The sequence below is a fragment of the Nonomuraea sp. NPDC003707 genome (assembly GCF_053587055.1).
In genome coordinates, this window is sequence record NZ_JBSFNK010000017.1 from 121,846 (window position 1) to 144,997 (window position 23,152).

Sequence of the window (23,152 nt, forward strand, 5' to 3'; positions counted from 1 at the left end):
CCTCCGCCCGGACCGGCACGTCTGGCCGCTCATTTCACCTGGCCATTTATGATCTTTTCCCACAGTTCTTCGGCCTTTGGGATCGGATCTGGGTGGCTTTCAAGGACGCTGAGGCCGGACCCGAGCCTGCTCGTCTTCCGCACCCACGCGAGTCCGCCAGCGGCGCAGAACTCGTGACGCATGGCGCGCACTCACATGTGTGTCGTTGAACCCGCACCCGGGCGAAGCGCCGGACCGGCTTACGCCAGTCGACAAGTTCCGCGTTGGACCTGGGTGAGACGTGAGGGCCATGGAAATCAGGGAGATTCGTCATGGCTTGATGCCTGCTTTCTGATCGCAGGCCAGAGTGAGGTGGTCGGCCTTCACACTGTTGCTCAGGTTCTTGGTGTTATTGCCGTTCAGAACGTCTGATGGATGGTCGGCTCTCAAGGTGAGCACCTCGGCCCACACCAGGTTCCACCGCATGGGCACGGGCCGCGTCCCCCATCGGATCGACGTCTGCTGGACCAGCCACAGCCCTCGCCCGCAGCAGTCGCCCTCGGAGGACTCTCGCGGCTTCGGGACGGTTGACGCTCCCTCGTCAATCACCTCGATCCTGGCCAGATCAGGACAGACCTCGTAGATGGTCACCGTAACCAGGCCCCCCGATCGTCCGGAGCCGGTGTGCTGGACGGCGTTTCCCACCAACTCGCTCGTGACGAGCCGGGCACCCTCCACATCTTGGTGTCCCGCCGTCGTCAGGGCGTCCACGACCCAGCGACGAGCCAGCGGCACCGAACGCGGTATGCCGGGAAGGATCATCTTCGCCAAGGTCTGATCGTTCATCGCGCAACCTCCCACACTCGTTCGGGCGCGTACTCGTCAAGTGCGTCCACCCACCGATCGCGGCCCCGGCCCCAAGTGAAGACCCACCGCTCCCCCTGTAGTGCAGCCCGGACGAGCAGCGGCCCCGACCCTCGGCAGATCGAGATGCACGGCTCTGCGCGTCGCGGTAACTGGACCGAAACGGCCAGGCCCCGCACCCTCAGAGCCCAGGCCAGCCGAGTCAGGTAGAGGAACTGCTCCTGCTCGCGGCTAGGCTGCGGTGAATCTGATCGCGTCCGGTCGTCTCGCCGCTGTCTGCGTCGCATGGATCGAACCGTCCTTCGAGCATCAGAACTGAACGGAAATCCTTCTGTACCTAGTTCAGTCAGTCGGATCTGTACACATATCGCCCCGACGGATGGCTCGTCGGTGATAACAGTGCAGCTCACTGGATATTGAGGCACCTTCTCTGCCTACAGATTGTGCACGGACGAAAACTCTGTGCGCAAGAGACTTGTTCAGAGTGAACTAAGTACAGATTGAAGAGCCGAGATCAATCCGGGAGACTTGGCCCGTACATGGGAGGCGAGATGACAGCTCAGCGCAGTCCGTCAGCACGCCAGCGGCGCCTTGCCGCCATCTTGCGCAGCCTGCGCAAGGAGAAAGGCATGTCCCGCGAGGCAGTCGCGGACCGGTTGGGATGTTCCCCACCGACGATCACGCGCATGGAAGCTGCCCAGACCGGCGCTCGCGTCGCCGACGTGGCCATGATGCTGGAGATCTACGAGGTGCCGGAACATACGAAGGAGGTGCTTCTCCAGTTGGCCCGTGATGCACGGAAACGTGGCTGGTGGGACAAGATGTCCGACACCATTCCCGAATACTTCCAGAGCTATGTGGGTCTCGAAGAGGACGCATCGTCCATCTCCGGCTATGAGAGCGAGTACGTCCCCGGCCTCTTCCAGACGGAGGAGTACGCGCGCGCCATCATGAGCGCTGAGCCGACCCTGCCCTCGGAAGAGCAGTTGACCCGCAGCATCTCCATCCGAATGAAGCGGCAGGAACGTCTGACATCCGCGCAGCCCCCCGAGACGTGGATGGTGCTGAATGAGGCGGTCATTCGGCGAAGCGTGGGGCGCGAGGGTGTCATGCGCCGCCAACTGCAGCATCTCCATGAACTGTCGTTGCAGGACGCCATCAACATCCAGATACTCGGCTTCGACAGCGGAGCCCATCCGGCCATGAACGGCGGGTTCAGCATCCTGAAGTTCCCTAAGCCATCAGATCCCGACCTTGTGTATCTTGAGTACTGGAGGGGCAGTATCTACCTAGAAGCCCCGGATGACGTAGATGCCTACAATCGTCTATTTGATCACCTTCGCGCACGAGCAATCGGCCCCGATCAGACTCGGCGCTTGATCGAGCAGGTAGTAGGAGGAACGTGGTGAACCACGGAAAAGATGACGATCCGACGCAGCAGGACCGTATGACATGGCGTAAGTCGAGCTTTTCCAATGGGACTGGCGGAAATTGCGTTGAAGTAGCACTATTGGAGGCAGATCGCTATGGCGCCGAGCATAAGGCTGGCCTCGGGCCTTTGATTGCGATACGTGACTCCAAGGACCCGGATGGCCCCAAGCTGTACTTCACTCGTAGCGAGTTTGCAGCCTTCCGCTATGCCATTATGGCGGGCGAGTTCGAGGATCTGGGGTAACTATCTCCTTTCTCCGGCAACTGGCACATTATCCATCTGATCGGCGTATCCCTTTCCAGCGGAACGCCACCTCTCATCGGTGTTCGATCTTTCACGCGCGTTGCATGCATAGAGGGCGCTGTGTGCCTCTGCGCTGGGCGTGGCCGAATTGAGGGTTCGGATGTGTGGGAGTGAGAAGATCGGAAAAGTTGTGAGCGCGCGGAGAAGGGAAGCGTTCGGGTTTCTACAGCGCTAGCCATCATCGCACACGATCAGCGACACAGCCATGGCCTGTGCTGTCAAGACAAGCATGTCGGCGATCGTAGTTTCGTCGATGCCGTTCCCGTGAGCCGCGCTAAAATACGAGATGATCTCTTCGAATTTCAGTTGTAGGGAAGCGTCTCCGGCCGGCCGGAAATAACTGCTTGTGTGAGGCTCACGAACGCGGCCCTCGGCTCGGGAACAAGGTAGATCGTTTCCGGAAACCACCCCAACTGACGGAAGCTCGCCTCGAAGGCCGAATGTCGGACGAACAAGTCTCTCAATTCGCTGTGGGGCCCTCTTATCGGATTCAGCCCTTGTGTCTCCAGAGCTTGCCAGTCGCCAGGTCGAGGTAGTAGACGCGCTCGTTTATGGCGCTGCGAACCAGGAAGGGCCCCTCCTTCGACCAGCCGAGGCCGACGTCGAGGAAGTCATCGCCGGGCAAGGCGGGAGCGACGCTGGACAAACGCTTCCCAGTTCCTGTGTCGAAGGTTTCGACACTCTCCTTGCCTCGGATGATCACGAGGCGACTTCCGTCCGGCTTGAGGTTGTACGTGTCATCGGGGGCATCCTTGGCGGCCTTCTTGAAGGGGAGGCTCATGCGGATCTCTCCCTGATGGTCGAGCATGAGTACTCGAGAAGCCGTCGTGGCCACGATCCCGCTGCTGTTGAGGTCATGGACCTGTTGAGCGCCGGGGATCGACAGCGTGGTCCAGGTTCTGGTGTCGGTGATCTGCGCGTCGTCCCTGGCCAGGGCGACATACCTGTTCTGGTTCTCGAACGTGGGCGTGGGCACTGCGGCGTCGGCCAGGCTACCGGTAAGGGGGTGGATTCCCCGGCCGTCCTGATACATCATGCGGCGACTGCGTCTGTCCAGATAGACGAGAGCCTTCTTGTCGGGCCTGCGCACGAACGGCCCTGGCTGGGGCGCGCCGCCTTTCCTGACGACGTATGGCGCGGCTTGCGGGAACGGCTTCCCGTTCACGAGCCATGACCGGCAGGGGTCGTCCATCTCGTCGGCCCACGCGCAGGTGGGCCGCTTGTATGTGTTCACCTTCGTGAATTCAGCCATTTGCTCGGGAAACGACCTGGGCATCGAGTATTCGGGCAGTTCGCGTCGTGGCGGTTGCCCGGGGGTGAGCAATGCGCCCGACAGCACGATTGCGGTGCCCGCCACGTAGAGAGTCCGTGCCGACCATCGGGCGATGGCCAGTTCCGCTTGGGCTATGTCGTCCGGTGCCTCGGGTATCGGTCTGGCGGTCAGTTTCCGAGCGGCGAGCGGTACGGCTCCCGCCATGACAATCACGATGACGGCATGGGCCAGACGCGTCGGCGTGGCGCCTTGGTTCGCCAGCAGATAGCCGCTTGCCGCAATGGCGGCCGCCGAACCGAGTAGCCACGTCTGGTGATAGACCTTCGCCTCGTCGTGAGCCTGGAACGCCCGGGCGGGCAGTCGTACATCGTGGAAGACCGAAACGGCGCACCAGCCCAGGACCAAATAGAACGGATCGTTGGTGAAGCAGGCCAAAGGAGCGGCGAGGGTGACGGCGATGAGTCGCCATCGGCGAAGGCCTGTGAAGTGGTCGATGACCTGGCGGGCGTTGGTCGTTGTGACGGAAAGACCCGTTAGTGCGGCGAACCTGGTGAGCCGTTCCTGTGTAACCGGCGCGGCTGCCGCCAGCACGGTTACGGCTGCAACCACCCAGCAGATCATCGGAGGTGTCGTCACGAGAGGCTAGCTTATATGGTTCTATATCGTGAATTCAGATGACATATGGCGGCAATTCGGCGTGCCTACGTGGCGCGCACAGCGTGTACGATTACGGCGAGTGATGTCCGGTTTTGTGGCTCTTGTTGCTGTTGTAGGGTTTTTGTGGTGGTTGGGGGAAGCGCCTCCGCAGGTCCGATGGAGTCTCGACAGTTTATTCCTTGGTGCTGATGTGGATGAAAATGGCGTCCTGTCCACCAGGGTGTATATCGAAGTTGAAAACGAAGGTCTGACTTCCTTCACCCTCACCGGTATCTCGGTAGAAATGCCGGGCCTCCGCCTGCTGCCTGCTGACGATGCGCAGGACGAGCGTTCCACGGTCACCGTGGAAAGCGGTGGCTGGAAGACCGTGGCGAGGCGCATCGTCATCACCGACTGTGCGGCGGTGCCACGCGAGCCCCAGCCGGTTCGCTTCACCTACAGAACCTGGATGGGCTCGGGGGCGGCGGAAGTGATATGGGACTCATGGCGGCTGGAAGGACCCAAAGGAGACCTCCCGGTCGCCTGGCAGCGAGCCCTCGCCAGCAAGGTTTGCAGCAAGGCGGTGAGCGGGGAATGGCCCTGACTGTCGGCTTATCCACGGTCAATGACAAGCCTGGAAGGTAGTGCCGCATGCTGCCCGTCACGAAGATTGCCACCGGTTTCGTCGTCGCCTTCGGCGCCATCCGTTTCAACGGCTTCGACCTGCTGTTCGACCCCGTCGGATGGGGATTGTGCGCGTCCGGCCTGCGTCAACTGCAGCGATCCGCCGACGACCCCTTCGGCAGAGCCCGGTCCTTTGCCGTCGCCATGGCCTGCATCTCGTTGGTCGCCACGATCCCGTTCGGGGGGAGCCATGACCAGGCGGTCTCCCTCTTTACGCACGTGATCGGCATCGCACACACGGCCGGTGCCTTGATCGCCGTCTGGGTCTCTGTCGACGCCGTCATCAGACAGATCCGTCCCTCCGGGGACCTCTCCAGGGCCGCGCTTCTCGACGTGTTGCGCTGGGCGGTGGCCGGCCTGGGAGCGCTCGGCGCGCTGGTTGGTTACGGCTACGCCGATCTGGGTCTTGTCCTGCTCATCGCCTGGTTCGTAGCCATCGCGGCCCTGATCGCCGTGCTTTACCACTCGGCCCCCCTGCCATGCCTCTCCCCGGCACGGGAACCTGTGGCGAACCCCTTGCCGCCAGGCGGGTTGGACTGACAGCGACGCGGCCCGCTGCCGACGCGTAGTGGTCAGCCGGACCGAGACGCCTTGGGGCCCGCCCGTCGACCGGCAAAGTGGTGGGCCGACTGACGCCCACCCCGGACCGGCGTGCCTCGGGGCATGCCATTGACCCGATGAGGGCGACCCGTTGTCATCTGGCGTCCCAGAGAGCCTGATAGCGCTGCACCGTTGGGCGAGGTGCGCCTCTTGTCGCAAGACTTCGTGGACATCGGCGGAGACCCCCCATACGCGCCAAGGCTGCACGGAGTTCGTCAGCGGTTTCCAGCGGGGCCTTACCTCGGAATCCCCTGTCAAGCGTCTCGATTAGAGGTGCGCAACTTACTTGACGGCCGGTTAGTAGCTTGCTTACCTTACGACAGGTAAGCGAGGAAAGGATCATTGCTATGCCCGTCAAGCAGACCCAGACCTTGGACGTGCCCGGCGCCCGCCTCCACTACCAGGTGCGCGGACAGGGGCCGGCACTGCTGCTGATCCCTGGAAGCAACGGCGACGCCGACCTGTTCGATACCGTCGCGGACCTACTCGCCCCTCGTTACACCGTCATCAGCTACGACCGGCGCGGGTTCTCCAGAAGCACCGTCAACGGATTATTCGACAACAGCGCCTGGGGCGATACCCACGTCGACGACGCGCGTTGCTTACTACGGGCGGTTGCGCAGGGGCCGGCGCAGGTCTTCGGCAGTAGCGCGGGCGCGGTCATCGGACTCGCTCTGATCAGCCAGAGCCCAGGCCTGGTTACCAGGCTGGTTGCCCATGAGCCACCCCTGGCCGAGGTGCTGCCCGATGCCCCCAGGTGGCGGGCGTTCTTCCAGGAGGTGTACGACACCTATCAGCGGGACGGCGTGGAACCGGCGATGCGGATGTTCATGACCGGCATCGGCCTGGACGCGCTCCAGTGGCCGGCCGACATCGACCCTGAACTGATCTACCGCCTGTCGGCCAACCTCGGCTTCTTCCTTGATCACGAAGTACGGCAGGCACCCGGCTATCGTCCCGATCTGGTGACCCTCGACGCCCAGCGGGAGCGGATCGTGATGGCCGGCGGCCGGGACTCCCGTCAGCACTTCGCCTACCGTCCCAGCCTCGCCTTGGCCGACCGCTGGGGGAAGAGCGTGATCGATTTCCCGGGCGACCACACCGGCTACTGGTCCCAGCCCGCCGAGTTTGCCGCCGTCCTCATCAACGTCCTAACCAGAGCGACGACCTAGGCCCGGACCGGAAACCACAGCGCAGCGAATCCCCCACTCTGTACAAGCCCTCGTTCGAGCTTTCGGCATCTCGGTCGGCGGGACGTCATCCCCTGCTTTGGGAGGCGCGACTCCTATGGATGACGTCCCGCCGGGCTCACCAGGTCTTGCCGGCCTGCTCCCGGATCGTACGGTTGATACGGTTGAAGAAGTTGGTCAGCGCGATCTCCAGGTTGATCGCGGACAGTTGCTTCTCGTCGAAGTGGGCCGCGGCGGCGTCCCAGATCTCATCGGTCACACCTGGCGCGCCATCTTGGATCCGGGTGGCGGCCTCGGTCAGCGCGAGCGCTGCCCGCTCCGCCTCGGTGAAGAAGGGCGTCTCGCGCCAGGCGACCACGTTGTGCAGCCGCTCGTCGGTCTCCCCGTGCTTCTTGGCCGCCGCGACCCCGGCAAAGACGCACGGACTGCAGCCGTTGATCTGGCTGGCCCGCAGGTGGACCAGTCCGAGCACGAGCGGGTCAACGCCGCTGGCGTGGATCGCCTTGTAGAGGTGCTGGATCGCTGTCATCAGGTCGGGATTCGCCGGGCCCTTCAGGCGTGCTTCCATCGGTCGTACTCCTTCATCGGTTACCTGGGCCCCTCTGGGCCCGTCATTACCCATGACGGTGCAGATCCGAGGAAGGTAACAACATGTCCAACACCAGCCCGGCGGACCCGGTGGGCGAGGCGTTCCAGGCCCAGCGCGACCGGCTGCGCGCGGTCGCCTACCGCATGCTCGGATCGCACGCCGACGCCGAGGACGTGGTCCAGGAGGCCTGGCTGCGGCTCTCCCGGCAGGACACGGCGACCATCTACAACCTCGCCGGCTGGCTGACCACGGTGGTCGGCCGGATCAGCCTCGACGTCCTGCGATCGCGCCAGGCCCACCCTGAGGCGTCCTACGACGACCGGTTGCCCGAACTCGTCGTGACGGCCGACGACAGCCCCGCGCCGGAGGACGACGTAGCGCTCGCCGACTCGGTCGGGCTCGCGCTCCTGGTCGTCCTGGAGTCGCTCGGACCGAGCGAGCGGCTGGCGTTCGTGCTGCACGACCTGTTCGCGGTGCCGTTCGACGAGATCGGCCAGATCCTCGGCAAGTCCGCCGACGCCGCCAAGATGCTCGCCAGCCGCGCCCGCAGGAAGGTACAGGCGACCGAACGGCCGACGGCCACCAGACGGGAACAGCGAGAGGTGGTCCAGGCCTTCCTGGCGGCGGCTCGCCGCGGCGACTTCGAGGAGTTGCTGCGCGTGCTCGACCCCGAGGTGAGGCTGACCGTCGACACCCCCACTGGGGTGGTCGTCATCCTCGGCGCCACCAAGGTCGCCGAAGGCGCATCCGCTCGAGTCTCCGCCGGCGCAGCCGCGAGAGGGCGAGCGGTGCTCGTCAACGGCCTTCCCGGGTTCGTCTCCTGGCGCGAGGATGGAACTCCGCTCTCGGTCATGGCGTTCACCGTCGTCGACGGCCGGATCGTCGCCATCGAGACCGTGATTGCCCCGGCCAGGCTCGCGTCGATTAACCTGCCGGATCCGGGGTGAGTCACTGCCGAGCGCCATGCACCCCACCCGTTGACCGGCGAAGCGGTGGGCCGACTGACACCCACCCCGGACCGGCGTGCCGCGGGGCTGCCGTTGCCCGACGGGGCAACGCCGAACTCACGCCCGATCACCGGGACGGGCAGCCACCGGCCAGCTCCCGCTTGGTCCCAGTCGGCGGTTGGATAGGGAAGAGGAGGCGGAAGAAAGGGGGCGCGGGCCCTCCCCGATACCTGAGGTGCCTCCTGACACGACGATCGTGCTCAAACTGGCTGGGAATCGGGGTGGGACGATGTGGCTGCTGGACGCATCCTGAACGCGGCGATCACTGCGAGGACGGCGATCACGGCCATGGCCAGAAAGACATCGGAATAGGCGGCACCGTCTTGCCCGGTATGGAGGGGGTTGAAGGCATCAGCGCCGGTTTGCTGTCGCGCGGTCACCAGCACGCCGAGGAGAGCGGGACCGGTGCCGGCGCCGAGGAACTGGGCTCCTTGCAGGATTCCGAGCCCGACGCCGGCCTGGTCGGGCGGAAGCGCACTCGCAGCCGCGCTGATGATCGGGGTCAACACGAAGAAGAAGCCGACACTGAGCCCGAGGATCCCGAGTCCTGCGGGGATCACCGAACTGCTTCCCGCGAAGGTCGAGAGGAACAGGGAGAACAGCCCCACGGCCACCAGCCCCGGCAGCACGAGCAGTCGGGTGGCGATGCGGTCGGCGAGGCGACCGATCAACGGTGAGAGGGCGGCGACCGCGACTCCGGCCGGGACCATCACCAGGGCACCCGCGCCCGGCTCGAGGCCGTTGACGTCGACCACGAGCAGCGGAACGAACACCATGCCACCCAGATTGACGACCATGGCCAGGAACGCGACGACCACCGCGGCCCGGTAGATCGGGCCGGCGAACAGTGTGGGCGGGACGAACGGATCCGCGAGGCGGACCGTGCGCCAGCCGAACAGCACGAACGCCACCACAGCCACCACGAGGCTGACCCAGGACGACGGGGCCGCGACACCGTCGGCCTGTGCCCGGGTGATCCCGAACAGGATGAGCCCGGCGCCGAGCCCGAGCAGGATGCCACCCGGAAGATCGAAGCGGCCCGCGCCGGCCGGGCGCCCGCCTGGTAGCACGCGCCACGCCGCGGGAACCAGCGCCAGCGCGACGACGAGCATCATCCAGAACAGTGCGGGCCAGCCGAGGAACTGGCCGATCCCACCACCGATGGCCGGTCCCGCGGCGGTGCCGATCCCCGTGGCCGCGGACACGACGCCGATCCCCATCCCTCGCTTGTCCTCAGGCATCAGCCTGGTGACGGCGATGATCGACAGCACGGGCAACCCGGCCGCGCCCACCCCCATCACGATCCGTCCGAGCACGAGCACCAGGAGCCCCGGCGCAAGCGCGGAGATCAGGCTCCCCGCGGCGTAAGTCACCAAAGCGAAGCAGAACAGACGCCGCAGACTGACCCGGTCAGAGATGCGGCCGTAGAACGGGATGCCGACCGAGAACATCAGCAGGAAACCGGTGACCACCCAGGCGAGCTCGGCCTCTGAAGCCCCGAACTCCTCACCGATCGAGGGGAGCATCAGATTGACCATGTCACTGGCGACGACCGTGGCGAGCATCGCCGGCATCAACACAGCCAGCAGTGCCGGCACAGAACCGGTTCGTCCTGTTCTGCTCGATGTGATTGTCATTCGGCGTCCCTCCGCGTGGCCATGACTGCCACCAGATTGGTTACAGTTAAGGTTAAGAGAAACGGCGGAGACGTCCTCTCCGCCGTTATCCAGCTACCGGTGCTGTGTTGCCGGTTTGCGCTCTTTGGTCAGCACCTGATGGACCAGGTGGGCGATGGTCGTCTGACCCAGTCGCTCCTGCATGGCCTGTTCGGCCTCCCGGAACTCCGTCTCAAGGAGGGTCTGCATGTGGCGGCCGACCTCGCACGCGTCGCTGGGTGGATGGGCGTGCCGCGACAGGACCGGCCCTGCCTCTACGGCGACAAGCGCGTCGTAGAGCGTGATCTCACGAGCGGGACGAGCAAGCGACCATCCGCCCCCGCGGCCTTCCGTCGACCACACCAGACCCGCGTCCCGCAGGCTGCCGAGGATGCGTCGCACGAGTACGGGATTGCTCGCCAGACTGTCGGCGATCTCGGTCGAGGTCAGCGAGCGATCCCAGCGACCCAACATCGTGAGCGCATGAATCGCGACAGCACTCCTACTGCTGAGGCTCACTGCTCTCACCCTTCGGTCGACATCCGCAATACTGCAACCAAACTAGTTGCGGTATGGCTACCCGTCAATCCCGGGTCGTAAGAACACGAGGCCTCGCGGTGATGACAACCGCGCCGCCCCAGGGCCTCGACCTCCTTGTCCGCCTCGCCGCGGACTGATGATCACCGCCGATGCGGCGTTCGTCGACCCGGCCGCGGTGGCGCGCCTCGCCGAACGGTTCGGGGTGCCCCGGCGTCATACTCGGTTGCAGTCCTTCGACGACTGTGAGGTGAACGATGCCGGGCACCGTGCTCCGCCACGCTTTTCACGTTCCTGCTCCGCCGCCCGTGGTGCTCGCGCACCTCAGCGAGCCGTCGAACTACGTCGGCTTGTCGCCGCTTGTGGTGGCGGTACGCGACGTGCGCCGGGAGCCCGGCAAGATGCGGTTCGTGGCTGTGGAGCGGTTCCGCTTCTTCGGTTTTGTGAAGTACGACAATCTGATCGAGGTGACGTTACGCGCCACCGAGGACGGTATCGAGGGCGAGGTGGACAGCCCGGGCGGAGTGCGGCTCGACTACCGGTTCGGGCTGACCGCGGACGGCATGGGGACCGCGGTCGAGGACGTGCTGACGGTGCACGCGAGACTGGGCCCGGTGCTGCGGTACGCCGTCCGCAAGGCCCGCCAGGTGCAGGTCGCCCGCGCGGACATCCTCGTCGGCCGGGCTCCAACGCTGACGTGAACGGTTGCCCGGGTAGGGACGGTGGTCGCGTCAGGTCTCCGGTTTGAGCTCCTGAAGGATGGCCTGACCGGCCGCGCGGTGTTCGGCGGCCGTGGGCGGGTCGCTCTCGTCGAGGACCGCGGCGATCCCCTCGTGGGCCAGGGCCTCCGCGTACCGGTATCCCAGTTTCGGGGCCAGCTCCAGCGCCTGCCGGTGCAGGCGCAGGGCCTGCTCGGGCAGGCCCGCCAGCCGGCAGGTCTCGGCGTAGCCGTTGAGGAAATGGATCTTCCAATGCTCCTCGAACAGCTCGTCCAGCAGCGCGAACGCCTGACGGTGGCTTGCGAGCGCCTCCTCGTACCGGCCCATCTGCCGCAGCGCGACGCCCATGCAGTTGAGGCACCACGCCTCGTTGTGCTTGTGGCCGTCCTCGCGGGCCAGCGTCAGCGCCTGTTCCAGGTGCTCCAGCGCCTCGCCGGGCGCCTCAGGGGCGATGGCCACGCCGAGGGTGATCCTGGCCGTCAGCGTGGGCGGCCACGCGGGGTCGGCGTGCGGCATGTCCAGCGCCACGCGGGCCAGCCGCGCCGCCTCCTCGCGGTGTCCCAGCTGCAGCATCGCCCAGGCCTCGTACGCGGTCGCATGGACCGTGCCCATCGGGCAGCCGGCGTCCGCGTACAGCTTGCCGGCCAGCCGGAAGAGGTCGAGCGGCTCCTCGACGTAGCCCTCGTCCCACCTCAGGTAGCCGCGGCGCATGGTCAGCTCGGCCTCCGACCTGGTGTCCCCGGTCTGGGACACCAGCGGCGCCGCCGCCTCGTACGCCGCCTCCGCCTCCGCCATCCGGCCCGCGTTGTACCGGGCGAAGCCAAGGTCGCTGTGCGCCTCGGCCAGCTGTACCGGATCGCCCAGGCGCTGCGCGGCCACCAGCGACCGCTCGAACAGGACGTTGAGGTGCGTCGTGCCGCAGCGCCGCGCGAAGAACGCCCGCATGAAGCGCGGCAGCTCGCACACGTGCGCGTCGGCTCCGGCCGCGACGGCAGCCTCGAAGACGGCCATCAGGTTGGTGTACTCGGTGGCGAACCAGTAGAGGGCCGCGTGCTTGCCGGCGAACCGCGGCAGCTCGGCCGGGGGCCGGCCCGCGGACACCTCCCGGACGGGGGACAGGTACGACATCGCGGCGTCACCGGCGGCCGCCGCGTGCACGTAGTAGTCGAGCACCCGGCCCAGCGCCTGCTCCAGGTCCGCCGGTGAGTCCTGCTCGGCGGCGGCCCGGCGCGCGTGCTGGCGCACCAGGTCGTGCAGGCGGTAGCGGCCGGCCGCCGGCTGCTGGACCAGGTGCGCGTCGAGCAGGTCCTCCAGCATCGCCCGGGCGCTGCGCAGCGGTATGTCCGCCAGCGCCGCCGCCACGTACTCGTCGAAGGTCGAGCCGGGCATCAGGCCCAGCAACCGGAAGAAGCGGCGCTGCGTCCGGTCCAGCTGCCGTACGGACATCGCGAACGCCGTGTCGAACTCGGTGGCCCCCTCCGCCATCCGCTCGACGAGGATGCCCACGGTCCAGCCCGGCCGGTGCCGCAGCCGGGCCGCGGCCAGGCGCAGGGCCAGCGGCAGCTGGCCGCACAGCCGTACCACCTCGGCGGCGGACTCCGGGTCGCGGGCCAGCCGGCTGTCGGGCCCGCCCGGGTCGCCGCTGGCGCGGGCCAGCAGTTCGGCGCTCTCCTGCGGGGTCAGCACGTCCAGTGACACCGGGGGCACCTCGTCCAGGCCCAGCAGCCGGTTGCGGCTGGTGATCAGGGCCACGGAGGGACCGGCGCCGGGCAGCAGCGGGCGGACCTGGTCGGCGTCGGCGACGTTGTCGAGGACCACGACGGCCCGCCGGTGGGCCAGCTCGGAGCGCCAGCAGGCGGCCAGCGGCTCGATGCCGCCCTCCTGCGGGATCTTCTCCGAGGGGACGTCGAGGGCGGCGAGCAGGGCCCGCAGCGCGGGATCGGGACCGAGCGGCTCCCGTCCGGCGGTGAACCCGTGCAGGTCCAGGTAGAGCTGGGCGTCGGGGTAGTCGGCGCCGAGCCGGTGCGCGGCGTGCACCGCCAGGCAGGTCTTGCCGACGCCCGCCATGCCGTCGATGGCGACCACCCGGCTGCTGTCCACGCCGGCGAGCACGGCGGCGAGCTGGGCTTCGCGTCCGGTGAAGTCGGGCACGTCGCGCGGCAGGTCGTTGCGGGGCGGGCGCGGAGCTCCCGCGGGTGGCGACGGGGGCTGGACCTGGCGGCTGGTCTTCGGGGGCGCAGGCAGGGGGTTGGAGGCCCGTTCCCACAGGGGGCGCAGCGGGCGGGGGTCACGTTTGAGGAGGCGGCAGAGCGCCACCACGGCGGGCCAGGGCGGCAAGGTCTGGCCGCTGAGGTAGCGCGACAGTGACGACGAGCTGAGGCCGGCGTCCCGGGCCAGGGCCCGCACGCCGCGCTCCGACAGCTCCTGGAGCAGGCGCAGGCGGGCGGCCAGCTCGTCCTTGGGGTCGGCCTTCGCTGCCTTCTGATGCACAGCCACCGTTCCCTGTCTTTCTGTCCCACACCGGCGGAAACTTCTCGAAGGCGGTCACCGCTGGTCAGAGCCATATCAACTGTCCCAGAGTGTCCCATGGACGTCGTCATCGTAGCCCTCCACAGGCTGTCATGGAGTCACGCCCCCGAGGGAACGGGGCGCAGACCTGAAAGAGGAGAAACCCGATGCAGCCCCGTATGCAGAACCCCGCCATGATCCTGTCCGGCGCGATGCAGCCCATCCAGGAGATCTTCAAGGCCGTGCACTCCGGCGGGGTGGAGGGGCAGACGCTGGAGCTGGTGCACCTGCGGGTCAGCCAGATCAACGGCTGCAGCGCCTGCGTGGACGGCGGCGTCAAGACGGCCCGCAAGGCCGGGGTGAGCGAGGAGAAGCTGGCCACGGTCGCCGCCTGGCGGGAGACCCCGTACTTCACCGATGCGGAGCGGGCGGCGCTCGCGCTGGCCGAGGCCGCCACCCGGCTGGCCGACCGCGCCGACGCGGTCAACGACGAGGTCTGGGACAGCGCCGCCACCTACTTCGACGAGAAGCAGCTGGCCGCGATCGTCCTGATGATCGGCGTCACCAACATGTTCAACCGGCTCAACGCCACCACTCGGCAGATCGCCGGCGCTTGGGGGTAGGGCCTGCCGGTCCCCGGGCGACAGGCACTGATCCGTCGCCTCGCAAGATAGATGACTCGCGGACAAGGAGATTCCCACCATGGGCGAAACGACGAAGGCCACCAAGAGTGCTGCGGCGGACAGCAAGTTCGACGGGTTCACCGACGACGAACGAGCCGCGATGAAGGAGCACGCCCAGGAGCTGAAGAAGGCCGCGCGCCGCGGTTCGGGCGCGAAGGCCGACACGGAGCGGGACGTGCTCGAGAAGATCGCCGAGATGGCGGAGGCGGACCGGGTCATCGCCGAGCGGATCCACGCCATCGTCAAGGCCGACGCCCCGTCCCTGACGGCGAAGCTCTGGTACGGGCAGCCCGCCTACGCGAAGGACGGCAAGATCGTCTGCTTCTTCCAGCCCGCCCAGAAGTTCAAGACGAGGTACGCGACCCTCGGCTTCAACGACCCGGCGAACCTCGACGACGGCACCATCTGGCCGACCGCCTTCGCGCTGACGGAGCTGACCGCCGAGGACGAGGCGAGGATCAGCGCGCTCGTGAAGCGGGCGGCGAGCTGAGGACTCGTGTCGGCGCGGGGGTGCGGGTGCCCTGCTCGGTCAGTTCCAGGGCGGCCTGCTCGGCCTCGGTGAAGACCTTGGCCTCACGCCAGGCCGCGATCAGGTTGAGGCGTGTGGAGGTCTCGCGGGTGTGCGCGGTCTCCTTGCCGTGATCACGTTCGACGATCGGCTCGACGGGGTCAGTTGCCGAGCCGATACGACGACGCACCTCACGGGTGGAGGAACGCGGGCATCGAGAAGAAGACGATCATGGCGATCGCCACGCAGATCAGGAACCCGACGACCTCCCAGGCCCAGTCGAAGTGCCGGTCCTGGCGGCGGCGGGGCTTCTCGGGCCGGGCCGTGTACGCCGGGCGCTTCTTGGGCACCGGACGGGCGCGGACCGGGCGCGGAGCCAGGAGAGAGGGCTCCGGGGCCAGCGAGGCGAAGGTCCCTTGGGGTTCCTCGTCAGGTGGAGTGGGGGTTCTCCTGCTCGATGAGGAGGAGGGCCTGGGGAGGGTGGGGGGCTTCGGGGGCGCCTTGTCGTACAGGGGCAGGCGGTAGACCGGTTCGGCGGGCCTCGTGGGCTCGGCCGGCTTGGGGGTGCGCCTGGCCGGCTCGGAGGACTTGGCGGGCTTGGTGCGCCTGGCCGACTTGGGGCGGGGGCGGAAGAGGGGGGCCGGCTCGTTCGTCCGCGGCGGCTGCTGGAGCGGGCGGGCGGGGCCCTTGTGCACCAGTACGTCGGGGTGCGGGTCCCTGGGGGCCAGGATGTCGCCGTCGTCGTCGTCCGAGAACGGCCTCGGGACATCTCTGGGCAGGATCACGTCGCCGGTCGCGAAGGGCTCAGGGGTGTCCCTGGGTAAGATCACGTCGCCGGTCGCGAAGGGCTCCAGACCGCCGAAAGGTTCGTCGGGCGGGTCCTGGAAGAACGGATGGATGTAAGGCGGCACTGGGGTCCTCCCTGCGAAGGGTGGAGCTGTGTGTGGTGTGCCGGGCTGGTCGGGCCGTGCGCCGTCCACCGCCGCCAGAGGATCTCTGAGAGACGGGGTGGGGCCCAGCGGATCGTGCAGACGCTGGGCGGAGGCCAACGGGTCCCTGAGGGGGGAGCGGGCGGTCGAGGCCGTGCCGTCGCCGAAGAAGGAGACCGGAGTCGAGGTCCGGCCCTCTCCGAAGAACGAGCGTGGCGTTGAGGACGGGGCTTCTCCGAAGGGGACGTGCGAGGCCGGGAATTCTCCGCGGCGCGGTGCGGACTCCGGGGAGTTGTTCAGCTTGGGCATCGGGGCCGTGGTGGCGGCGTGCTCGGGCACGTGCGACGGCGACGGCGGCGTCAGCAGCTCGGCCGGGAAGATGGCCGTGCTGGTCGCCGGGTCCCCGTCAGCCAGAGGCTGGGGCCACATCGGCGGGCTGGGCCAGCGGGGCTTGACGAAGAGAGGGCCGGGGCTGGCGGAACGGGAGCCCGCGAAGTGGATCCGGAGGGCTCCGGGCGGCTGCGCCCAGGGGAGGCGGCCGATGATGTCGGCGAGCGGGGCCACGCCCAGGGCGCCGTACACGTCCGCCACCGGCTTGGGCACGCGGACCCCGGTGGAGGACAGCGCCGTCACCAAGGCGTGCCGGAAGTGGTGGGCCGCCCCTACCGCCAGTTCCTCGGCGGTGTCGGGGGCGACGTCGAGTACCCACGCCAGCTCCGCCTTGCTCATCCCGCAGACCGCGCACAGCACCAGCACTTCGCGCTGGTGTGGTCGCAGCTCGCGGAAGGTGCGCTCGACGAGGGCGGAGGCGGGGTCGATCAGCGGATCGATGGAGGGGGGCGCGAAGACGATGTCCCGCCGGTGGATCTCGCGGCGGGCGAACGCGTAGAGAGCGGCGCGAGGCGCTTCGGAGGCGGAGGGAACGCCGGCGACGCTGGAGAACAAGGTCACCAGTACGTCGGACGCGGAGCCTAGGTCGCCGAGCTGGTCAGCGCAGTACGCGAACAGCCCAGCGGCATGGCGGTCGTAGAGCTCTGCGATCAACTCGGCGCGTCGGCGCTGATCGGTGAGCGGCTGAGACACGGGGCCGGATCCTCTTGCTGTGAGCGGACGCTGAGGGTGAGGGGTGCGGGGCTGAAGTTCGTGAATTTCGTTCGGGGTGTTCGTCAGGACTTTGTGGAGGTATAGGTCAGAAGTTCGTGGAGGTAATCATGCCAAGACACCACGGTCCGGCGCACTACCACTTCAACATTTGGGGTAAATATCCAGCTCAACTGAAGCGTTTCAGCTGGATCCCAGGACGACACGGTGGTCCGGATCGCCGTAGTCTGTGCTGCGATAGATCATGCGGCGGTCGTGGCACGGGGGCTGCGGCCCCTGCCACAGAAGCCTGAAGCGAGAGTTCGCGCGTGATCACATTCGACGCTGTCACCAAACGCTACCCAGACGGAACGGTCGCCGTGGACCGTCTCGACCTCGAGGCGCCCACGGGAGAGATCACCGTGCTCGTCGGCCCCTCGGGCTGCGGAAAAACCACATCCCTCCGGATGATCAACCGGATGATCGACGCCTCCGAGGGCCAGATCCTCCTCGACGGCACGCCGGTGCAGGGCATCGACCCGCCGACGCTGCGGCGCGGCATCGGGTACGTCATCCAGCAAGCCGGCCTGTTCCCGCACCGCAAGATCGTCGACAACATCGCCACGGTCCCGTACCTGCTCGGCTGGGACAAGAAGAAGGCCCGCGCCAGAGCCATGGAGCTGCTCGAACGGGTGGGCCTCGACCCGGCGCTGGCCGGTCGCTACCCCTTCCAGCTCTCGGGCGGGCAGCAGCAGCGCGTGGGCGTGGCCAGGGCGCTGGCCGCCGACCCGCCCGTGCTGCTCATGGACGAGCCGTTCAGCGCGGTCGACCCCATCGTGCGCACGAGCCTGCAGGACGAGCTGCTCAGGCTCCAGTCCGAGCTGAACAAGACCATCGTGTTCGTCACGCACGACATCGACGAGGCCATCAAGCTGGGCGACCGCGTGGCGGTGCTGCGGGTGGGCGGCAAGCTGGCGCAGCTCGCCGCTCCCAAGACGCTGCTGTCCGAGCCGGCCGACGACTTCGTGAAGGAGTTCCTGGGGCACGACCGGGGGATCCGGCGGCTGCAGTTCATCTCGACGGGCGGGCTGCGGCTGCGTACCGACCTGACCGACACCGCGGACGACCCGTGGCGGCTGGTCATGGAGGACGGCAGGCCGACCGGGTGGGTCTCCCGGGAGCGGCCCGACGAGCTGGAGCCGTACGGGACGTTCGTGTACGGGCGCGACTCCATGCGCACGGCCCTCGACGCGGCACTGCTGTCGCCGTCCGGCTGCGCGGTGGCCGTGGACGAGCAGGGCAAGGTCGTCGGCGTGGCCACCAGGGAGACGCTCGACAAGGCGCTCGCGGAGGCGGCAGATGGCTGACGGCCCTCCTTCCATATGGGAATGGATCGGGCGTAACTGGGATACCGGCCGGGTCGACAGCATCAAGAACCTGCTCCTCGACCACCTGACCATGTCCCTCGTGCCGATCCTGTTCGCGCTGGTCGTCGCGCTGCCGCTGGGGCTGGCCTGCGTGCGCTGGCGCTGGCTCTACCAGCCGACCGCCGGCTTCATGAACGTCGTCTACGCGCTCCCCTCGCTGCCGGTCTTCATGCTGCTGATCTCGGTGACCGGGCTGTCGCAGACCACGGTGATCATCCCGCTGACCTTCTACGGCATGGCCGTGCTGATCCCGGCCGTCGTGGACGGGCTCGGCTCGGTGCCCGACCACGTGCGGCAGTCGGCGATCGCGATGGGCTTCACGCCGCTGCGCAGGCTGCTCGCGGTCGAGCTGCCGATCGCCGTCCCGGTGGTGCTGGCGGGCCTGCGGGTGGTCGCGGTCTCCAGCATCAGCCTGGTCAGCGTGGGTGCGCTGATCGGGCAGGGCGGGCTCGGCGGGCTGTTCACGCGGGCGTACCAGAACCCGTTCATGCCGCCGGTGATCGTCGGGATCGTGCTGATCGTGGCGCTGGCGCTGGTCGCCGACGGGCTGCTGGTGCTGGCGCAGCGGCTGCTCACTCCATGGGTACGGGCCCGAAGGGGGCAGGGATCGTGAGCTGGCTCACCGACTTCTTCGGCTGGCTGGCCGACTTCTTCGGCAACGGCGCCAACTGGTCCGGCCCCGACGGCATCCCCATGCGCCTGCTGGAGCACCTGGAGTTCTCGGCCCTGTCGCTGGTCCTGGCCGTGATGATCGCGGTGCCGCTGGGGCTGCTGATCGGCCACACGGGCCGGGGCGAGGTGCTGGTCGCCGTCACCGCGAACCTGGCCAGGGCGCTGCCCACGCTGGGCCTGCTGGTGATGTTCGTGCTGCTGCTGGGGACGGCGTCCAGCTTGCCGGTGATCGTCCCGCTGGTGCTGCTGTCGGTGCCGCCGATCCTGGTGAACACGTTCGAGGGCATCAAGGGCGTCGATCCCGAGCTGCGCGACGCCGCGTACGGGATGGGGCTGCGCGGCGGGCAGGTGCTCGGGCGGGTGCTCGTCCCGGTCGCGCTGCCGCTGATCCTGCTGGGATGCCGGCTGTCGGCGATCCAGGTCGTGGCCACCACGACCGTCGCCGCGTACACCGGGCTCGGTGGTCTGGGGCGGTTCGTGATCGACGGTTTCGCGACGAAGGATTACGCGAGCGTCGTCGGCGGTTCAGTACTGATTGTGCTGTTTGCCCTGATGGTCCAGATATTGTTCACGCTTGCCCAGAGGGTGACGGTCTCCCCGGGCGTGAGCCAGCGGCTGAAGGTCCGATAGTCTCCTGTATTACCTCCCGCTTAGAAGGGAAAAGCAAGATGGGACGCAAGTACGGCATCGCCGGGGTGTTCGTTTCGGCGATGCTCGCGCTGGCCGCCTGTGGCGGTGGCGGCGGTGGCAACACTGGAGGCAACCCGCTCGACACCTCGAGCGCGGCCCCCAGCGGTTCGGCTTCGAGCGGGGGCGGGGGCGGGGGCAAGGCCGTCATCGGATCCTTCGACTTCGACGAGAGCGTGCTGCTCGGGTCGATCTACGCCCAGGCGCTGCAGGCCAAGGGCGTGCAGGTCGAGGAGAAGCCGCGCATCGGCAGCCGCGAGGTCGTGATCGACCAGGTCAAGAGCGGTGGCCTGACCATCGTGCCCGAGTACAACGGCAACCTGCTGGCCTTCGTCGACCTCAAGAACACGGCCGCGACCACCGACGAGGTCAACGCCGCGCTGAAGGAGAAGCTCCCCGCCGAGCTGGAGGTGCTCGACTCCTCCCCGGCCGAGGACAAGGACAGCCTGTCCATCTCCAAGGACACCCAGACCAAGCAGTCGCTGAACACCATGGAGGACCTGGCCAAGGTCTCCAAGGACTTCGTCGTCGGCGGCCCGCCCGAGTTCAAGAAGCGGTGGGAGGCGCGGTTCAAGGAGGTCTACGGGATCGAGTTCAAGCAGTGGAAGCCCACGGGCCCGACCACCGCTGACGCGATCAAGGACGGTACGATCCAGGTCGGCAACGTGTTCACCACCGACCCCAAGATGACGGCCAACAACCTGGTGCCGCTGCAGGACCCCAAGAACATCTTCCCCGCCCAGAACGTGACGCCGCTCCTCAACAAGGCGGCCGCGACCGACACGATCAAGACCACGCTGAACGCCGTCTCGGCGAAGCTCACCACGCAGTCCCTCCTGGACATGATGCAGAAGATCTCCGTCAACAAGGACGAGCCCGGCACCGTGGCCAAGGAATGGCTGACCTCCAACGGTCTCGGCTGACGCCGTTTTCCGGTGCGGGTCCCCGCCGTCCGGGGGCCCGCACCGCTAGGTTCGTGCCGTGAGCGAGTTCACGGAGGCGATGGCGCAGCTCGCGGCCGGGGTGGCCGTGGTGACCGTACGCGATGGGCGCGACGACCTCGGCACCACGGTGTCGGCGCTGATGTCCGTCTCGCTGGAGCCCCCGCTCCTCCTGGTGAGCCTGGCCAGCGGCGGCTACCTCAACGAGGTCCTGCTCCGGCAGGACCGCTGGGCGGCCTCGCTCCTGTCGTCCGGCCAGGCGGCCATCGCCAGCCGCTTCGCCACCGCCGGCCGGCCCAGCGCCCGGTTGCTGCTGGCGGGCACGCCGCATCACCGGGGAACGCACTCGGACGCGCTGGTGGTGGAGGGCGGGGTGGCCGCCCTGGAGGCCGAGACCACCAAAGTGGTCCCGGCCGGGGATCACACCCTCTTCATCGCCACCGTCCTCGCGGTCCCCTACGTCGAGGCCGCTCTCCAGCCTCTGGTACGGCTCCGCTCCCGCTACCGCCCGATCGGGTCGTGAGCGCTCAGCGGATCACGTACCACGTGGGGAGGAGCAGCGGGCCCGCGGCGGGGAGGCCGAGCTCGGCGGACAGGCGGGCGAGAGGGCCCCACGCGTCCAGGCGCAGGCGGGCCAGGGCGGCGGACTTGTCCTCGCTCGAGTCCGGCCCGCGCAGCCGCTCCAGCGGGTTGAGCCGGGGGTAGGCGCGTACGGGGGCGTCGTCGGGGAGGCCGGCCCGCTTCCTGGCCAGGACCAGCGCGTCCTCCAGGCCGCCCAGCTCGTCCACGAGCCCGCTGGCGTGCGCGTCGGCGCCGGTCCAGACGCGGCCGCGGGCCAGCTCGTGCGCGCGTTCCCGGGTCAGGTCGCGACTCGCGGCGACCTTGCCCACGAAGTCATCGTAAATACGGTCGAGCCAGGCGTTCACGCGGTCCCATTGCTCGGGGGAGAAGCCGCGAGATGTAGAGAACATTCCCGCGTTAGCCCCGGACGCCACCATTTCCGAATTTATGCCGATTTTTTCGAGCATTTCTGCCACGACGGGCTTGCCGCCGTACACGCCGATCGAGCCCGTCAGCGTGCCGGGCTGGGCCACGATCACGTCGGCGGCCATCGCCACGAAGTAGCCGCCGGACGCCGCCAGGTCGCCCATCGAGACGATCACCGGCTTGACCTTGCGCGTGAGCGTCACCTCGCGCCAGACCGTGTCGGAGGCCACGTACGAGCCGCCGGGGCTGTCCACCCGGAACACGACCGCCTTGACGTGCTCGTCCCGCCGGGCCGCCCGGAAGGCGGCGCTGATCGTGTCGGAGCCCATCGCCCCGCCCCCGCCGAGCGGGCTGCGCCCGCTGCGGCCGGTCCTGATCATGCCCGTGCCGTGGATGAGCGCGATCCCGTCCGCCGTCGGGTGCGGCAGCTTCCGCACGGCCGCGCCCCTGGCGTACCTGGACACGTACAGCAGGTGCGAGTCGTCGCCCGCCGCCTGCTTGACCTGCTCGTACACCTCGTCCCGGTACGCCAGCCCGTCGACCAGCCCGGCCTCCAGCGCCTCGGAGGCGGTGAACGGGCCGCGGTCGATCAGCTCCCGCACCTTGCCCGCGTCGAGCCGGCGCCCGTCGGCGATGCCCGCGCTGAGGCTCTCGGTGACCGACTCGACGATGCGGCCCATGGACTCGCGGTGCGGCTCGGTCATGTGGTCCTGGGTGAAGGTGTTGACGGCGGTCTTGTACTCGTGCCGCTGCCCGGCCTCGTACCCGACACCCAGCTTCGTCAGGGCCCCCTTGACGAAGCGCTGCTCCAGCGCCACCCCGGTCAGCCCGACGTCGCCGCTCGGCTGCAGGTAGACGCGCTCGAACGCGGTGGCCAGGTAGTACGGCACCGTACCGCCGCCGAACTCCCCGAACGTCTCCGAGAACGCGACGGTCAGCTTGCCCGACGCCCTGAACTGGATCACCGCCTGGCGCAGCTCCTGCACCATGGCCAGGCCCAGCGGGTTGCCCCCGATCCTCACCACCAGCGCCTTGACCCTGGAGTCCTGCCTGGCGCGCCTGAGCCCGGACAGGACGTCGGACAGGCGCGTCTTACGCATGGACAGCACCGCGGCGAGCGGGTCCGCCGGCGGGCCCTCGGTGAGGCCCTCTGTGAGATCGAGCTCCAACACCAGCGGGGCCGTGCGCCGCTGACGAAGCTTGTCGACGGTTTCGAAGATCGCCTTTCCTGCCTCCATGAAGACACCCTAAGCGACACAATA

23 protein-coding genes are annotated in these 23,152 nt (G+C 67.8%); 14 read left to right on the forward strand and 9 right to left on the reverse strand.

Translation table 11 applies throughout. From position 1 onward, the window contains the following. Window positions 1-309: 309 nt before the first annotated feature. Window positions 310-825: an ATP-binding protein gene (locus tag ACWDRB_RS36840; protein ID WP_449901662.1), complete on the reverse strand. Its 516-nt coding sequence runs from the start codon at window positions 823-825 to the stop codon at window positions 310-312. Window positions 826-1,394: 569 nt separating this feature from the next. Between ACWDRB_RS36840 and ACWDRB_RS36845 the strand changes: the two genes are divergently transcribed. Next, complete coding sequence (locus ACWDRB_RS36845) at window positions 1,395-2,252, forward strand: helix-turn-helix domain-containing protein (protein WP_449901664.1); 858 nt, start codon at window positions 1,395-1,397, stop codon at window positions 2,250-2,252. Beyond that, window positions 2,249-2,518 (forward strand): DUF397 domain-containing protein, encoded by a 270-nt coding sequence (locus tag ACWDRB_RS36850; RefSeq protein ID WP_449901666.1) that lies wholly within the window; start codon window positions 2,249-2,251, stop codon window positions 2,516-2,518. Before ACWDRB_RS36845 ends, ACWDRB_RS36850 begins: the two co-directional genes overlap by 4 nt. Before the next feature lie 550 nt (window positions 2,519-3,068). Here ACWDRB_RS36850 and ACWDRB_RS36855 read toward each other — a convergent pair. Further along, complete coding sequence (locus tag ACWDRB_RS36855) at window positions 3,069-4,487, reverse strand: hypothetical protein (RefSeq protein ID WP_449901668.1); 1,419 nt, start codon at window positions 4,485-4,487, stop codon at window positions 3,069-3,071. A 103-nt stretch (window positions 4,488-4,590) separates the two neighbouring features. Here ACWDRB_RS36855 and ACWDRB_RS36860 point away from each other — a divergent pair, with 103 nt between their 5' ends. The 3 genes from ACWDRB_RS36860 to ACWDRB_RS36870 all read left to right on the forward strand — a co-directional run bounded on the left by ACWDRB_RS36860 (window position 4,591) and on the right by ACWDRB_RS36870 (window position 6,943). Then, window positions 4,591-5,091: a hypothetical protein gene (locus tag ACWDRB_RS36860; RefSeq protein WP_449901670.1), complete on the forward strand. Its 501-nt coding sequence runs from the start codon at window positions 4,591-4,593 to the stop codon at window positions 5,089-5,091. 47 nt (window positions 5,092-5,138) lie between these two features. After that, window positions 5,139-5,711: a hypothetical protein gene (locus ACWDRB_RS36865; RefSeq protein ID WP_449901673.1), complete on the forward strand. Its 573-nt coding sequence runs from the start codon at window positions 5,139-5,141 to the stop codon at window positions 5,709-5,711. A 407-nt stretch (window positions 5,712-6,118) separates the two neighbouring features. Continuing rightward, window positions 6,119-6,943, forward strand: coding sequence for an alpha/beta fold hydrolase (locus tag ACWDRB_RS36870; protein WP_449901675.1), 825 nt, complete (start codon window positions 6,119-6,121; stop codon window positions 6,941-6,943). A gap of 136 nt (window positions 6,944-7,079) precedes the next feature. On the opposite strand, the gene ACWDRB_RS36875 is transcribed toward ACWDRB_RS36870, so the two are convergent. Continuing rightward, a complete protein-coding gene (locus tag ACWDRB_RS36875; RefSeq protein ID WP_449901678.1) occupies window positions 7,080-7,529 on the reverse strand; it encodes a carboxymuconolactone decarboxylase family protein in 450 nt (149 codons plus the stop codon). Between the two features lie 83 nt (window positions 7,530-7,612). Here ACWDRB_RS36875 and ACWDRB_RS36880 point away from each other — a divergent pair, with 83 nt between their 5' ends. Next, a complete protein-coding gene (locus ACWDRB_RS36880; RefSeq protein WP_449901680.1) occupies window positions 7,613-8,497 on the forward strand; it encodes a sigma-70 family RNA polymerase sigma factor in 885 nt (294 codons plus the stop codon). 260 nt (window positions 8,498-8,757) lie between these two features. On the opposite strand, the gene ACWDRB_RS36885 is transcribed toward ACWDRB_RS36880, so the two are convergent. After that, window positions 8,758-10,155 (reverse strand): MFS transporter, encoded by a 1,398-nt coding sequence (locus ACWDRB_RS36885; protein ID WP_449901683.1) that lies wholly within the window; start codon window positions 10,153-10,155, stop codon window positions 8,758-8,760. 132 nt (window positions 10,156-10,287) lie between these two features. Continuing rightward, on the reverse strand, window positions 10,288-10,731 hold the full coding sequence (locus ACWDRB_RS36890) for an Rrf2 family transcriptional regulator (protein ID WP_397371531.1): 444 nt from the start codon (window positions 10,729-10,731) through the stop codon (window positions 10,288-10,290). A gap of 275 nt (window positions 10,732-11,006) precedes the next feature. Here ACWDRB_RS36890 and ACWDRB_RS36895 point away from each other — a divergent pair, with 275 nt between their 5' ends. Beyond that, window positions 11,007-11,450, forward strand: a complete 444-nt coding sequence (locus ACWDRB_RS36895; protein ID WP_449901686.1) for an SRPBCC family protein — start codon at window positions 11,007-11,009, stop codon at window positions 11,448-11,450. A 30-nt stretch (window positions 11,451-11,480) separates the two neighbouring features. On the opposite strand, the gene ACWDRB_RS36900 is transcribed toward ACWDRB_RS36895, so the two are convergent. Further along, on the reverse strand, window positions 11,481-13,958 hold the full coding sequence (locus ACWDRB_RS36900; protein WP_449901688.1) for a tetratricopeptide repeat protein: 2,478 nt from the start codon (window positions 13,956-13,958) through the stop codon (window positions 11,481-11,483). 185 nt (window positions 13,959-14,143) lie between these two features. Here ACWDRB_RS36900 and ACWDRB_RS36905 point away from each other — a divergent pair, with 185 nt between their 5' ends. After that, on the forward strand, window positions 14,144-14,599 hold the full coding sequence (locus ACWDRB_RS36905; RefSeq protein ID WP_449901690.1) for a carboxymuconolactone decarboxylase family protein: 456 nt from the start codon (window positions 14,144-14,146) through the stop codon (window positions 14,597-14,599). A 79-nt stretch (window positions 14,600-14,678) separates the two neighbouring features. Next, window positions 14,679-15,149 carry an iron chaperone gene (locus ACWDRB_RS36910; protein ID WP_449901693.1) on the forward strand — a complete coding sequence of 157 codons (471 nt, stop codon included), beginning with the start codon at window positions 14,679-14,681 and terminating at the stop codon, window positions 15,147-15,149. Here ACWDRB_RS36910 and ACWDRB_RS36915 read toward each other — a convergent pair. Both ACWDRB_RS36915 and ACWDRB_RS36920 read right to left on the reverse strand, forming a co-directional pair. After that, window positions 15,118-15,357 (reverse strand): hypothetical protein, encoded by a 240-nt coding sequence (locus ACWDRB_RS36915; protein WP_449901696.1) that lies wholly within the window; start codon window positions 15,355-15,357, stop codon window positions 15,118-15,120. The genes ACWDRB_RS36910 and ACWDRB_RS36915 overlap by 32 nt on opposite strands. Window position 15,358: 1 nt before the next feature. Beyond that, window positions 15,359-17,179, reverse strand: coding sequence for a hypothetical protein (locus ACWDRB_RS36920; protein ID WP_449901699.1), 1,821 nt, complete (start codon window positions 17,177-17,179; stop codon window positions 15,359-15,361). 326 nt (window positions 17,180-17,505) lie between these two features. Here ACWDRB_RS36920 and ACWDRB_RS36925 point away from each other — a divergent pair, with 326 nt between their 5' ends. From ACWDRB_RS36925 to ACWDRB_RS36945, 5 genes are read left to right on the forward strand one after another with little or no spacing between them, the layout of a single operon-like run. Continuing rightward, window positions 17,506-18,543, forward strand: a complete 1,038-nt coding sequence (locus ACWDRB_RS36925) for an ABC transporter ATP-binding protein (protein ID WP_350729444.1) — start codon at window positions 17,506-17,508, stop codon at window positions 18,541-18,543. Beyond that, complete coding sequence (locus ACWDRB_RS36930) at window positions 18,536-19,216, forward strand: ABC transporter permease (RefSeq protein ID WP_350729446.1); 681 nt, start codon at window positions 18,536-18,538, stop codon at window positions 19,214-19,216. The genes ACWDRB_RS36925 and ACWDRB_RS36930 overlap by 8 nt, the downstream gene beginning before the upstream one ends. Then, on the forward strand, window positions 19,213-19,905 hold the full coding sequence (locus tag ACWDRB_RS36935; RefSeq protein ID WP_449901703.1) for an ABC transporter permease: 693 nt from the start codon (window positions 19,213-19,215) through the stop codon (window positions 19,903-19,905). Before ACWDRB_RS36930 ends, ACWDRB_RS36935 begins: the two co-directional genes overlap by 4 nt. 38 nt (window positions 19,906-19,943) lie before the next feature. Continuing rightward, window positions 19,944-20,885 (forward strand): ABC transporter substrate-binding protein, encoded by a 942-nt coding sequence (locus ACWDRB_RS36940; protein ID WP_449901706.1) that lies wholly within the window; start codon window positions 19,944-19,946, stop codon window positions 20,883-20,885. Between the two features lie 58 nt (window positions 20,886-20,943). Continuing rightward, entirely contained in the window at window positions 20,944-21,426 is a 483-nt protein-coding gene (locus tag ACWDRB_RS36945; protein WP_363976399.1) for a flavin reductase family protein, read from the forward strand. A 4-nt stretch (window positions 21,427-21,430) separates the two neighbouring features. On the opposite strand, the gene sppA is transcribed toward ACWDRB_RS36945, so the two are convergent. Continuing rightward, complete coding sequence (gene sppA / locus ACWDRB_RS36950; RefSeq protein WP_350729452.1) at window positions 21,431-23,128, reverse strand: signal peptide peptidase SppA; 1,698 nt, start codon at window positions 23,126-23,128, stop codon at window positions 21,431-21,433. Window positions 23,129-23,152 lie beyond the last annotated feature (24 nt).

Excerpts from the sequence above, each read along its gene's own strand:
- ACWDRB_RS36840 (WP_449901662.1), bottom strand. The coding sequence starts at position 825 with ATGAACGATCAGACCTTGGCGAAGATGATCCTTCCCGGCATACCGCGT.
- ACWDRB_RS36845 (WP_449901664.1), top strand. The coding sequence starts at position 1,395 with ATGACAGCTCAGCGCAGTCCGTCAGCACGCCAGCGGCGCCTTGCCGCC.
- ACWDRB_RS36860 (WP_449901670.1), top strand. The coding sequence starts at position 4,591 with ATGTCCGGTTTTGTGGCTCTTGTTGCTGTTGTAGGGTTTTTGTGGTGG.
- ACWDRB_RS36865 (WP_449901673.1), top strand. The coding sequence starts at position 5,139 with ATGCTGCCCGTCACGAAGATTGCCACCGGTTTCGTCGTCGCCTTCGGC.
- ACWDRB_RS36870 (WP_449901675.1), top strand. The coding sequence starts at position 6,119 with ATGCCCGTCAAGCAGACCCAGACCTTGGACGTGCCCGGCGCCCGCCTC.
- ACWDRB_RS36875 (WP_449901678.1), bottom strand. The coding sequence starts at position 7,529 with ATGGAAGCACGCCTGAAGGGCCCGGCGAATCCCGACCTGATGACAGCG.
- ACWDRB_RS36880 (WP_449901680.1), top strand. The coding sequence starts at position 7,613 with ATGTCCAACACCAGCCCGGCGGACCCGGTGGGCGAGGCGTTCCAGGCC.
- ACWDRB_RS36895 (WP_449901686.1), top strand. The coding sequence starts at position 11,007 with ATGCCGGGCACCGTGCTCCGCCACGCTTTTCACGTTCCTGCTCCGCCG.
- ACWDRB_RS36905 (WP_449901690.1), top strand. The coding sequence starts at position 14,144 with ATGCAGCCCCGTATGCAGAACCCCGCCATGATCCTGTCCGGCGCGATG.
- ACWDRB_RS36910 (WP_449901693.1), top strand. The coding sequence starts at position 14,679 with ATGGGCGAAACGACGAAGGCCACCAAGAGTGCTGCGGCGGACAGCAAG.
- ACWDRB_RS36930 (WP_350729446.1), top strand. The coding sequence starts at position 18,536 with ATGGCTGACGGCCCTCCTTCCATATGGGAATGGATCGGGCGTAACTGG.
- ACWDRB_RS36940 (WP_449901706.1), top strand. The coding sequence starts at position 19,944 with ATGGGACGCAAGTACGGCATCGCCGGGGTGTTCGTTTCGGCGATGCTC.
- sppA (WP_350729452.1), bottom strand. The coding sequence starts at position 23,128 with ATGGAGGCAGGAAAGGCGATCTTCGAAACCGTCGACAAGCTTCGTCAG.